9 protein-coding genes are annotated in these 13,192 nt (G+C 51.4%); 6 read left to right on the top strand and 3 right to left on the bottom strand.

Annotated features, from left to right (window positions below):
- The first annotated feature begins 81 nt into the window (after nt 1-81).
- From DFR60_RS11695 to DFR60_RS11670, 6 genes are read left to right on the top strand one after another with little or no spacing between them, the layout of a single operon-like run.
- Nucleotides 82-1,023: an ABC transporter permease gene (locus DFR60_RS11695; RefSeq protein ID WP_110323069.1), complete on the top strand. Its 942-nt coding sequence runs from the start codon at nt 82-84 to the stop codon at nt 1,021-1,023.
- Between the two features lie 26 nt (nt 1,024-1,049).
- Nucleotides 1,050-1,925: a carbohydrate ABC transporter permease gene (locus tag DFR60_RS11690; protein WP_110323171.1), complete on the top strand. Its 876-nt coding sequence runs from the start codon at nt 1,050-1,052 to the stop codon at nt 1,923-1,925.
- 37 nt (nt 1,926-1,962) lie between these two features.
- Entirely contained in the window at nt 1,963-3,600 is a 1,638-nt protein-coding gene (locus DFR60_RS11685; protein ID WP_110323068.1) for an extracellular solute-binding protein, read from the top strand.
- A 44-nt stretch (nt 3,601-3,644) separates the two neighbouring features.
- On the top strand, nt 3,645-5,063 hold the full coding sequence (locus DFR60_RS11680; RefSeq protein ID WP_110323067.1) for a sulfatase-like hydrolase/transferase: 1,419 nt from the start codon (nt 3,645-3,647) through the stop codon (nt 5,061-5,063).
- A gap of 19 nt (nt 5,064-5,082) precedes the next feature.
- Nucleotides 5,083-7,041, top strand: coding sequence for a glutaminase domain-containing protein (locus DFR60_RS11675; protein ID WP_110323066.1), 1,959 nt, complete (start codon nt 5,083-5,085; stop codon nt 7,039-7,041).
- Nucleotides 7,042-7,097: 56 nt separating this feature from the next.
- On the top strand, nt 7,098-8,657 hold the full coding sequence (locus DFR60_RS11670; RefSeq protein WP_110323065.1) for a sulfatase family protein: 1,560 nt from the start codon (nt 7,098-7,100) through the stop codon (nt 8,655-8,657).
- 95 nt (nt 8,658-8,752) lie between these two features.
- Here DFR60_RS11670 and DFR60_RS11665 read toward each other — a convergent pair whose 3' ends face one another.
- The 3 genes from DFR60_RS11665 to rbr all read right to left on the bottom strand — a co-directional run bounded on the left by DFR60_RS11665 (nt 8,753) and on the right by rbr (nt 13,041).
- On the bottom strand, nt 8,753-9,463 hold the full coding sequence (locus DFR60_RS11665; RefSeq protein ID WP_002601932.1) for a response regulator transcription factor: 711 nt from the start codon (nt 9,461-9,463) through the stop codon (nt 8,753-8,755).
- Nucleotides 9,464-9,827: 364 nt separating this feature from the next.
- Complete coding sequence (locus DFR60_RS11660) at nt 9,828-12,227, bottom strand: endonuclease MutS2 (RefSeq protein ID WP_110323064.1); 2,400 nt, start codon at nt 12,225-12,227, stop codon at nt 9,828-9,830.
- Between the two features lie 220 nt (nt 12,228-12,447).
- A complete protein-coding gene (rbr, locus tag DFR60_RS11655; RefSeq protein ID WP_002601930.1) occupies nt 12,448-13,041 on the bottom strand; it encodes a rubrerythrin in 594 nt (197 codons plus the stop codon).
- Nucleotides 13,042-13,192 lie beyond the last annotated feature (151 nt).

The raw sequence follows: 13,192 nt of genomic DNA, 5'->3' as shown, positions 1-13,192 counted from the left end.
AAGGAAGAAGGTCATCCTCTATACTGTGGGCAGAAAGGAGGAGTGAAACGTGAGAGATCAGGAAATGAGAGGGGAAGTATTATGAGGAGGGAAAAGAAACGAAAGCAGGAGGAGGCATTTGCCGTAAGGCTGAAAAAGGATTTTATCCGATACCGCTATATCTATCTGATGCTCCTTCCGGTAGTCATCTATTATGCGGTATTCTGCTACGGTCCCATGAGCAAAATCGTCATTGCATTCCAGAATTTTAAGCCTGCGCTTGGGATTTCCGGGAGCAAATGGGTAGGCATGAAGTATTTTATTGATTTCTTTACCGGGCCGTACGCATGGAGGCTGATCCGGAATACGCTGCTTCTGAATATACTGCAGATTATTCTGGCATTTCCGGTGCCGATCATCCTGGCGCTTCTTATTAATGAGATACAGTGCCGTCCCTACAAGAAGCTGGTACAAACGGTCAGCTATATGCCTCACTTCATATCGCTTGTCGTCATGTGCAGCCTGCTCCTGACGTTCAGCAGGTCGGATGGAATCTTTAATGACTTCCTTGCCCTTTTCGGCGTGGAGCGAAGTAATCTGATGGCAAATGCAAAGCTGTTCCGGCCGATGTATGTCTTAAGCGGAATATGGCAGGAGGCGGGCTGGGGAAGCATCATCTATCTGGCCACTCTTTCCACCATTGATCCCGGCTTATATGAGGCTGCCACCATCGATGGGGCCAGCCGGTTTCAACGAATGCTTTACGTATCATTTCCCGGACTGGTGCCGATTATTATCGTTCAGCTGATTATGAGAGTCGGAAATATTCTGACAATGGGGTTTGAGAAGGTATTTCTCCTTTACAACCCGCTTACATATGAAACGGCGGATATCATTTCTACCTATATTTACCGCCAGGGCCTGGAACTGACCAATTACAGCTATGGTACGGCGGTGGGACTGTTTAACTCGGCGGTCAATCTGCTGATTCTCGTGCTGGCAAATCGTCTGAGCAGAAAAGCGACAGGAGAAAGCCTGTGGTAGGGCATGTTTCCGGAAAGGAGAGAAGAATGAAGAAACAAAAATCTCTGGGAGACAGAATCTTTATTGCTATGGTATATGTCCTGATGGGTCTCATGGGGCTGATCTGCCTTTATCCCATGTGGCATGTGGTCATGGCGTCCTTCAGTGATCCCATCGAACTGATGAGGCACACGGGGGTCATCCTGAAGCCGTTGGGATTCTCCCTGGAGGGGTACCGGGTGGTGATCGAGAATCCCAATATTCTGCCCAGCTATGTAAATACCATCGTATATGTGCTGGTGGGAACAACCATCAATATGTTCCTTACCATACTGGGGGCATATGCGCTGTCCAGAAAAGGTTTCATGCTGAAGCGGCCGCTCACGCTGCTGATCGTGTTTACCATGTATTTTAATGCGGGACTCATACCGAATTTTCTTCTGGTGAAGGGGCTGGGCCTTTATAATACGATCTGGTCGATAGTTCTGCCCGGGGCCATATCCACATGGAACTTAATCGTTATGAAGACCTCATTCCAGTCGATTCCGGTCAGCCTTGAGGAGTCCGCCAGGCTGGATGGCGCCAATGACTTTGTGATTCTGTTTAAGATCATCCTGCCGCTGTCCAAGGCGACGATGGCGGTTATGGTGCTGTTCTATGCGGTGGCGCACTGGAGTTCCTGGTTTAATGCCATGATTTATTTGAGAGATAAGAGCAAATTTCCCCTGCAGCTTGTCATGCGGGAGATTCTGATCGCCAATTCATCCGGCGGAAACAGCATGATGGATACGGATGCGATGTTCCTGGAGGAAATCGTCAAATATTCCACGATTGTGGTTGCGACGGTCCCGATTCTGTTTATCTATCCGTTTGCGCAGAAATACTTTATGTCGGGTGTGATGATGGGGTCTGTAAAAGAGTAAAAGAAGGTAAAAATTATTGATTGGGAGGTAATCAAAAATGAGAAAGAAACAAATCGTATGCTTGACACTGGCGGCTGCAATGTTAGGACTTACCGCATGCGGAAGTGCACAGAGCGCAGGTACCGCGGCATCGACCGAAAAAGCGAAAACAGAAGGAACAGAGGGGACGAAGAGTACGGAGACCCCGGAAGCGGGAAAAGACGGGAACAGCAGTGAGCCGGTTACCCTGACTTACTGGGTTCCATTTGGCAGCAGCGCGGCAAAATACGTGACTGGCGACAATGACAATGTGGCGTATCAGGAGGCCATGAAACGTCTGGGTATCAACATTGAATTTATCCATCCGGCGATCGGACAGGAACAGGAAGAATTTAATCTGCTGTTCCTGGGGGATAAGCTTCCCGATATCATCGCCTACGCGGACCGCTATGCGGGCGGAGAATTTCAGGGAATGAGAGACGGTGTGTTTAAAGATCTGACGGAGCTGGTTCCCCAGTATGCGCCGGACTACTATAAGGTGTTGACGGAAAATGAAGAGTTTTACAGGGAGTCCACCGATAACAACGGCCATATTGTGAGCTTCAACAACTGCAAGCCCGTTGCCGACCCGCCTTTCCGCAGATGGGTCTTCAAGAAGGACTTATTGAGCGAACTGGACTGTGATATCCCGAAAACGGTGGCGGATTACGAGGCCATGTTTGAAAAGATCAAGGCGAAGGGAATGACTCCTTATCTCCTGGATAAGTTCGGATATGAGGTACAGCTGGAAGGCCTGTTTGATGTTTATTACAATAAAGATAATAACTTCTTCCAGAAAGACGGCGTCGTCAAGTGTGCGCCTCTGGAGGACGGCTTTAAGGATTATCTGACCCTGATTAACAAGTGGTATTCCAGCGGTTATATCTCCAAGGATTTCAGCAGCATCAAGGACGCGGAGGCCAATACGCTGTTTGACACGGATCAGATCGGTACCTATCTTGCGCCAACCGTTGCCACCTTCAACCGCGGCGAGAGACAGGGCTTTGAAGTCGTGTCGGCTCCGTATATCAGGCTGGAAGAGGGACAGCAGCTTCACTGGGAGGATTACAATGTATGGCCGAGAACGCGGGAGCACGAGTCCACGGTGGTCATCAGCAAGGACTGTCAGAACGTAGAAGCCGCCATGAAATTTTTAAATTACGGCTACACGGAGGAAGGCGCCAATCTCTACAACTGGGGCGTGGAAGGTGTCAACTGGAATTGGCAGGGAGACGAGCGGGTGTATAACGACACCATGCTCAACAATCCAAAGTTTGGAACAGAGGAAGCCAGCTTTATTTACAAGGTACATTTTGCGCCGAAGATCAACTACCCCGATGTCGAGTGCCATGCGAACCTCTTAAAGAGTGAGGGAGCCCTGGCAATCCGTATGAAATGGTCGGATGATGATAAGATCGACAGCAGCCTTCAGCTTCCGCCATACCAGCTGGAGGAGGATGAGCAGCAGAGACTGGGGGAAATTATGACTCCGGTCAATACCTATATCGATGAGATGACCCTGAAATTTATCACGGGCGCGGAGCCGCTGGATAATTTCGATAATTTCCGCGCGACCATCAAATCAATGGGAATTGACGAAGCGCTGCAGTTAAAGCAGGATGGACTCGATGCCTATATGGCGAAGGAAGTGAAATAGGGCGGTTCGCCGGAGGAAGCAAAATAGTAGAGAAAGAGGTTCCAATGAGCAGAGAAAGTAAAAAGCCAAATCTGATATACATTTTTGCAGATCAGCTTCGTTACTCCAGCCTGGGCTATGCGGGAGACTTAAGAGCCCAGACTCCTAACATTGACGCGCTGTGTGCGGAGAGCACGGATCTGTGCCGGATGGTCAGCGGCCATCCGGTGTGCGCGCCGTACCGCGCCTCACTGTTTACGGGAAAATATACGACGAGTACGGGGATGGTGATCAATGAGATCCGGATGAATCCGAACCATCACACCTTTGCGGACGTGTTGAATGAAAATGGCTATGAGACCGCATACATCGGAAAATGGCATATGTATGCGTCGGAGCTGGGCAACCATTACGATCCGAAAAACTCCTATATTCCAAAGGGCAGGGACCGGCTGGGCTTTAACGGGTATTTTGCAGCCTATAATTTCCGCCATGAGTATTCCGTGGGGACAGCCTACTATCATCTGGACAGTCCGGAAAAGATTTACTATGACAAATACGAGCCGGACGCCCAGACCGATATGGCCATAGACCAGCTGGAACGGCTGGCCCGTGGGGACTCCCCCTTTGCACTGTTTTTATCCATCGGCACGCCCCACGATCCGTGGGAACCGGATAATGTGCCCGAGGAGTGCTTAAGGAGGTTTGCACATACGGATTTCGATTATCCGCCCAACTACCTTCCGGAAAACGATCCGCACGCCGACCAGTGGGCCCGCTTAAGCGAAGAGGAGAGGAAGTGCCTCCCCGAATGGATGAGGGTATACTATGCCATGACTGCCAATTTAGATGACAATATCGGCCGTCTGAAGGAGGCGGTCAGCCGCCTCGGCCTGGAAGAGAACTCCATCATCGTCTTTACCTCCGATCACGGAGAGCTGTTCGGGGCCCATGGCAGGAGAGCGAAGAATATTTTCTATGAGGAGGCAGTCCGGGTGCCGATGCTCATCCGGTGGCCGGAACATCTGGAGAAAAATGTCAGGAGAGACTGTGTCATGAACACGGTGGATATTATGCCGACCCTTCTGTCGCTCATGGACCTTCCCGTTCCTTTGGGGGCGGAAGGAAAAGATTTCAGCATGGCGGTAAAGGGAGAGGAGGTCAGAGACGACGGCGCGCTTATGATGTGTACCGGGCCTACCGCGGCCTGGGGGGACGGGCAGGAATGGCGGGCATTCCGGACCCGGAGGTATAAGTATGCCGTATACCGCTCCGACCAACAGGAGTTTTTATTCGATCTTGAAAACGATCCGTATGAAAGGAATAATCTGGCCGGAGATCCGGAATACCGCGAACGGATGGAGGACTTAAAGAGGCGGATGTATTCCAGAATGGAGGCGGTCGGAGACCGTTTTGAGAGTAATACCTACTACCGGGAGCACTGGGTAGAAGACAGAATCATCAGACATACCGCAGCCATATAGCGAAAGGGGAACTTTAATTATGAAAATAGAAAGAGCAGCGAGTGTGCCGCTGATTGTACACGATCCATATTTCAGTATCTGGTCGGGAGGAGACTATTTAAATGACTGCGATACCTCCCACTGGAGCGGAGCACGCCAGGCGATCCGCGGTTACGTCGTGATTGACGGAACGCCTTACTGTTTTATGGGTGACCCTGAATTCAGTCAGACGATCGGCCAGACGGGGCTGTCCGTCACACCGACGTCCACGGAATATCAGTTTGAAAATGAATGGATCACCATGCAGGTACGGTTTACTTCTCCGCTGCTGCTTGACGATCTGCTGCTGGTATCGCGTCCGTGCACGTATCTTGATGTCACCGTTTCCCGGAAGAAACCTGCCGGCGTCCGCGTGGTATTTGCTTTTTCCTCCGATCTTGTGAAATTTACGGACGGACCGGTAAACGGCGATGTGCAGCAGACAGAGAAATTCCGCTATGGCGTCATGGGAAAGGCATTCCAGACCCCGCTGGGGCACAGCGGAGATCACACGACCATCGACTGGGGGTACTTATATCTGGCCGGCCGTGGCCCGGAGGCCCGATTTGCTTATGACAGCGAAAAGGAGCGGCTGGATGGAATCATCGAACTGGGAACGGAGTCGGAGAGCGGCGGAATCGTGGCGGCCTACGACGACCTTGTCTCCATCAACTATTTCGGCCAGTGGAGAAAGGCTTACTGGACTAAGGAATATCCCACGATTTTTGACGCCATCGGAGCCAGCCTTGATGAGCGGGAGGACGTGCTGAAAAAGAGCGAGGATCTGGACCGCAGCCTGACTGAGCGGGCAAGGGAGATGGGAGGAGAGGACTATGAGCTCCTGTGCTGTCTCAGCTACCGCCAGGCGGTGGCGGCCCATAAGCTGATTGAGGACGAGGACGGAAATCTGATTTTCCTGTCCAAGGAAAATGATTCCAACGGATGCATCGGTACCGCCGATGTCAGCTATCCGTCAGTACCGCTGTTCCTCATGTACAGCACGGATTACATAAAAGGGATGCTGCGGCCGGTGTTCCGCTTTGCCTCCTGTGACGTGTGGGAGTATGACTTTGCGCCGCATGATGTGGGCCGCTACCCGTATGCGTGGGGACAGGTTTACGGGCTGAATCCGGAGAAAAAGGGAAAGCAGTACCTACAGGCCAACGGAGCCGTATTTCCGCCCTATTACCAGTATCCGCCGTGTGATGTCTACGATCTGAAGTTTCAGATGCCCGTAGAGGAATGCGGAAATATGCTGATCATGACGGCCGCCTGCTGTGAAATAGACAAAAATGCGGAGTTTGCAAAGCCATATCAGGGACTTCTTAAGACGTGGACGGAGTATCTGCTCACCTACGGAGCGGACCCGGGAGAACAGCTCTGTACCGATGATTTTGCCGGCCATCTGGCTCATAATACGAATCTGGCCGTCAAGGCGATCATGGGAATCAAGGCATACGCCAGAATCCTGGAGCTTCTGGGAGAGGACAGTGAGTCGATGAGATACCGGAGCCAGGCGGCTGCGATGGCTGCGGTCTGGGAGACGACGGCCGGGGGAAAAGGCCACACGGCACTGACGTTTGGAGACATGGATTCCTGGAGCTTAAAATACAATCTCGTCTGGGACCGCTTTTTCGGTGATCCGCTGTTCTCCGGGGATATCATATCCGGCGACCTGGCGTGGTATGTCGAAAAATGCGGGGAGTATGGGACTCCGCTGGACAGCAGGAGCAGCTATACGAAGAGTGACTGGATACTCTGGTGCGCTTCCATGGCAGAAGACAAGGAGATGTTTCAGGCGCTGACCGCGCCGGTGGCCGCCTATGTAAGGGAGACAGAGAGCCGGGTTCCATTTTCCGACTGGTACGATACGGTGAGCGGCCGATACTGCCACTTTATCGCCAGGAGCGTCCAGGGGGGAATCTATATGCCGATGTTTATGGAGAGATTTAAAAAATAGAAGAAGAAAAGCTTTTGTACGTCCCGTGATCGGCGCCGTGAAAGATTAGGTTAGGAATGGAAAATAAGAAAAATGTTATTATTATCATGACGGACCAGCAGAGGGCTGATCTGCGTAAGGGCTGTGGATACGAGCTGGACACGATGCCATTTTTGGATGAGTGGGCGAAGGGCGGCGTGGATTTTGAAAATGCTTATACGCCGAATCCCACCTGTATGCCGGCCAGAGTCAGCATGATGACGGGGCGGTACAGCGAATGCCATCAGGTGAGAACCAATCATAACCTCCAGGACGCCCTGTATACGGAGGATCTGCTGGATGTATTGAAGAAGAATGGGTATGTGACGGCCCTCTGCGGAAAAAATCATTCTCACCGCAGTTCAGAGGATTTCGACTTCCATGAGTGTACGGGTCATCTTGGTAATGAAGGGGAAGTCAATACGACGCCCGATGAATGTGAATTTGCCGATTTCTTAAACTCCACGCATCATATGGAGACGCACGTTCCCTCCCCCGGAGGCGTCGAGGTTCAGCATCCGTATCGAAACGTATCGTCAGCGCTTCAGTTCATAGACAGCCTGGATCACGAGCCGTTCTTCGCCTGGGTCTCATTTGCGGAGCCTCATAACCCGTATCAGGTGCCCGAACCGTATTTTGACATGTTCCCTCCCGAGCAGCTTCCGCCTCTCCACGGTACGACAGAGAATCTGGAAGAGAAAGGGGATCGCTATCCATGGATCCGGAACGTGTGGGAGAAGGTGCTGGGAGAATCTGTTGAAGAAAGAATTCTCCGCGCCCGTTCCAATTACCACGGAATGCTGCGTTTGATCGACGATCAGGTAAAACGTCTGATTGAGGGACTGAGAGAGCGGGGGCTGGAGGAGAATACCATTGTCATTTACGTGTCGGACCATGGAGATTTCGTCGGCGAGTATGGATTAATACGGAAGGGGCCGGATCTGCCGGATGTGCTGACCCATATTCCCATGATCTTGAAAGGGCCTGATATTGTCCCTCAGGGAAGGCGCGGTTCGTGTTTCGTAAGTCTTGTTGATATTTTACCAACCCTGTGCGATATGCTTGGACTGGAGACTCCGCTGGGCTGCCAGGGCAAAAGCTTCCTTCCGCTTCTGAAAAACAGTGACATCCCGGAGCGGGAATTCGATACTGCTTATGCGGAGAGCGGTTTTTCCGGACAGTATTGGAACGAGCACGATGGACTGACGCTGCCGGCCGAAGATACAGTATCGCCGGAATGGGACCGTTTCGACTGTCTCAACACCTGGACCCAGTGCGGGCAGGTGCGGGCGCTGTGGAAGGGGACGTATCACATCCAGGTGGATATGATGGGATCGGGGTATCTCTATAACAGAAAAACGGATCCCTTTGAGCTTTACAATCTCTGGGAAGAGCCGGATATGCAGGGCGTGAAAAACGAACTCCTGACGGAACTGGCGGCGGCCATGCTGAAGGCCGCAGATATTCTCCCTGTACCCCATAAACGCTATAGAACAAAGGTGCATCCGAAAGGCTACTGGTATCAGGAGTGGTCTTGTGAAGATATGGGAGTGCGAAGGATGAAGGCGATTGGGAGCCGGGGACTGGAGCGTGTTTGAATAAATGAGAATGGGAGGATGCCGTTTCCTGGCATCCTCCCATTAAATATTTTGCTGTTATACATCAAATTTCTTACTATTTTACTTCAAATACCTTACCGTTTCACCTCAAATTTATAACCAATACCCCACACGGTGGTCAGCGCCCAGTTGGCGTGATCCTTAATCTTTTCCCGCAGACGTTTGATATGTACATCCACAGTTCTGGTATCTCCGATGTATTCGTATCCCCAGATGTGGTCTAATAGCTGCTCTCTGGTAAATACCTGGTTTGGCGAGGAAGCGAGGAAGTAAAGCAGCTCCAGCTCCTTCGGCGGCATCTCGATGGAATGGCCCATATAGATGACGGAATAGTTCGTCAGGTTTACAATCAGATCGGGATACTCCACGTAATCGCCCTGCTGGTCGGTCTGAGCAGCCGCCGGCACCGCGGCCTGCTGGTAACGGCGAAGCACCGCCTTGACTCTGGCCACCAGTTCCTTCGAGTCGAAGGGCTTGATCATATAATCATCGGCGCCCAGCTCCAGGCCCAGCACCTTGTCGAAGACCTCGCCTTTTGCGGACAGCATGATGATGGGAACCGGGGACTGAGCCCGCATTTCCCGGCAGACCTGATAGCCATCCATGCCCGGAAGCATCAGATCGAGGAGAACCAGATTCGGTTTAAACTCCGGAAATACCCGGAGCGCCTCCTCACCGTCGTTTACAATCATCGTTTCAAAACATTCTTTCGTCAAATAAAGAGAAATCAATTCGGCGATGTTATTATCATCGTCTACGATCAATATTCTCTGCTTTTCTGCCATAGCCAAATCCTCCTTGCGTTGTATTCAAGATTCCCGTTGCTGTTCCCGGCCCCGCCGTCCTTTGCTTCCCGGTCTGCCCCGGCTGGCTCATGCGGCTTTTCCTGTGACTTTGCAGGGTAGCGGAGAGTCCCCCTCATTGTCATTCGGCGGAGTGTTTAGCAATTCTTAACGCGCAAAATTTTTCGTTCAGAGAAAATCCCCACCTGTTTGAGCGCAGCGAGTTTGGGGATTTCCTCTGGTTTTTAGAAAAATTCTGCACGTTTAGAAGTGCTTATACCCGAAACCGGAACTGGAAAAGCCGCATGAGCCAGCCGGGGCAGACCGGGAAGCAAAGGATGGCGGGGCCGGGAACAGCAATAGATTCCTATTTAAAAGTGACGATCGTTACGCCGGAATCCCCTTCGCCGAATACACCCAGCCGGAAATCTTTGACGTATTTCAGTTTTTTCAAGTGCTTATGGACCGCATTCTTGAGCGCTCCGGTGCCTCGCCCATGTACGACACGAACCTGAGGCAGGTGCGCCAGGTAGGCGTCGTCTAAGTACTTATCCAGTTCTGGAATGGCCTCGTCGGTAGTCATACCGATCAGATTGACCTCCGGTGAGATAGACAGAGACTTGGACATACGGGTAGAACTGCTTCCGCTTCCTGTCTTTTTCCTGCCGTTGCCGTTTCCAAGAGTCGGGCCTGAGACGGACTGCTCATTTAACAGCTCCAGATCGCTTATATTGACGAGAGAACGGAGAATTCCCATCTGTACATACAGATCCCCTTTGGGACCGGGAAGAGAACTCACCGTTCCGTTTAAGTTCATACTGAGAACGCGCACGCCGTCGCCGAGTTTCAGCTTTTTCGGATCGATGGACTTTTGCGGCTCTTTTGCCTGGTTCTTTAAGGACAGTGAGGAATCCACTTCCTTTAATTTGCCGCGGATACGGGCCCGCTCTGCTTCCAGCTCTTTTCCGACACCCGATTCGGAAGCCAGCTTGTTGATCTGGCGGATCGTCTGGTCGGCGGTATCCTTGGCGTCACGCAGAATCCGCTGAGCCTCTTCTCTGGCATCGTGGATCATCTTGTCACGCCGTTCGTCAAGACGCTCTTCCTTCTGCGTCAGCCTGGCCTTCAGCTGCTCTACCTCCATCTTGTATGACTCAATCTGAATGCGCTCCTTTTCGATGGTAACCCGGTTTTGTTCCAGATGGGTAAGCAGGTCCTCAAAGGTTTCGTCCTTGGCCTCCAGGTGGGTCTTCGCATCCTCGATAATGTAATCGGGAAGTCCCAGCTTTGATGAGATGGCGAAGGCGTTGCTCTTGCCCGGGACACCGATCAGAAGGCGGTAGGTGGGCTGCAGCGTCTCCACATTGAATTCACAGCAGGCGTTTTCAACGCCCGGCGTGGTCAGGGCAAAGACCTTCAGTTCACTGTAGTGAGTGGTTGCCATGGTACGGCATTTCATGTTGTGTAAAAATGACAGGATAGCGATGGCAAGCGCCGCGCCCTCGGTCGGATCCGTTCCGGCCCCCAGCTCGTCGAAGAGGCAGAGCGAGCGGCTGTCGGCCTGACCTAGAATCTGTACGATATTGGTCATGTGGGCGGAGAAGGTGCTGAGGCTCTGCTCAATACTCTGTTCATCTCCAATATCTGCAAACACTTCATCAAAAACGGAAAGCTCCGAACCGTCGAAAGCCGGTATATGGAGGCCCGCCTGTCCGATCAGCGTAAATAGTCCTACGGTCTTCAAAGAAACCGTTTTACCGCCCGTGTTGGGGCCTGTAACGACCAGAAGATCGAATTCCCTTCCCAGATGTACGGTGATGGGAACAACCTTTGACGGGTCTAAAAGCGGATGGCGGCCATCCTTAATGTGGATGACGCCCTTCTTATTAAAACGCGGCTCGCTGGCCTGATAGTGACGGGAGAGCGCCGCTTTTGCAAAGATGAAGTCCAGTTTTGTGAGAACCTGGAAATCAGCCAGCAATTCGTCCTGATACGGGACCAGCTGATTGCTTAAATCGGCCAGTACCATCTCAATTTCCTTCTGTTCCTGTATTTCCAGCGCGCGCAGATCGTTGTTCAGCTTTAAGATTGCCATGGGTTCGATGAAAAGAGTGGAACCGGTGGCAGACTGGTCGTGAACCATGCCTGGGACATTGGATTTGTGTTCGGATTTGACGGGGAGACAGTATCTTCCGTCACGCATGGTGATGACTGCGTCCTGTAAGTAAGTTCTGTTGGAATTCAGGATAGAATTCATCTGCGTGTGAATCTTATCATGAATGTTCTTCATGGAGCGCCGGACGTGGTGAAGACCCGGGCTGGCGTCGTCGCTGACCTCTTCCTCGGAAAGGATACAGCGCTTGATCTCCGTATTTACCGGGGTCAGAGGTTCCAGTACGGCAAAAAGCTGTTCCAGCGAATCCTCCGGAAGCTCAGAATCCTCATGGCGTCCAAATGATTTGGCCCGGGCCGCGGTAGTAAGTAAGGTGCTGATGGAGAGAAGTTCCACGATACCGAGTGAACTCCCCACCTCCAGCCGTTTTAAGGAGGCGCGGATATCTTTGACGCCTCCGAATGAAATGCCGCCTTTCTGGCGTACCCTGGTCACCGCGTCGGTGGTTTCCCGCTGAGCGGTGACGATCTCATCGTAGTCGATGGAAGGTACCAGCTTGCGGCAGAGTTCTTTTCCCGATTCACAGGAAGCGTACTCTACCAGCTGAGCTATAATTTTATCGTATTCTAACGTTCTTAATGCTTTCTGATTCATGATTCCCTTTCTCTGTTTCTAACTAATATCAGACAATGGCAGACTGACTTCTGGCAGACACCCGTATGGGCAGTAGTGATTACAGTATATCATAAACACAGTACGGCCTGCAATCAAATAAATCCCTTAGTTTTGATACAGCAACGAGAAATATACCAGTGAAACCGTGAGTCAGAAAATCCCGCTTCAGGAAGCTATACTCCCGTTTACGACGGGTATTTTACTTGAGAAATGGTGAGAGTTCCACGCGGACGAAATATCCCTGCTCATGATGGCAGACCGGACAGGCCTTCGGAGCCTCGAAGCCGCGCTGGATGTGGCCGCAGTTTAAGCAGAGCCATCCGGTTTCCACATCGGATACAAAGAGTCTGTTCTGTTCCATGTAATCGGCAAACATCTGGAAGCGGTCTCCATGCACTTTTTCGATCTCAGAGATCAGGGAGAAGGAAGAACTGATCTGGAGGAAGCCCTCCTGCTTCGCTACCTCAGCGAAATTCTTATACACATCCTGATATTCCTCATACTCATTGTGGCGCGCGGCCTTTAATAAATCAACGGTCTGATCGTATAAATCCACAGGATAACCGCCGTCGATAAAAATGGTCTCGCCCTTTAAGTCCTTGAGATAATTATAAAAAATCTCTGCATGCTCTTTCTCCTGGCCTGCGGTATAGGAAAATACGGCCTGGATAACCGGAAGGCCCTCTTTTTTCGCCTGGCTGGCTGCAAAGGTATAGCGGTTTCTGGCCTGGCTCTCACCTGCAAACGCGCGCATCAGATTCTTGACTGTCTCGCTGTTTTTTAAATCGTTCATTGTAAAGTCCTCCTTGGATAATTTTTCATGTGATACCAACAGTGTCCCTCAAATTCCAGATTCTATACCAGTAGATTGGTACAGTTCACAGCGTTTCTTATCTTTTCCTTGCATAAAACAGAGAAGAAACGTATAATAGGTTTAGGTCTTC

The sequence above is a fragment of the Hungatella effluvii genome (assembly GCF_003201875.1).
Classification (GTDB): Bacteria; Bacillota; Clostridia; order Lachnospirales; family Lachnospiraceae; genus Hungatella; species Hungatella effluvii.
The sequence above is the reverse complement of the archived record's forward strand: the minus strand, read 5'-3'. Positions and strand labels throughout refer to the sequence as shown.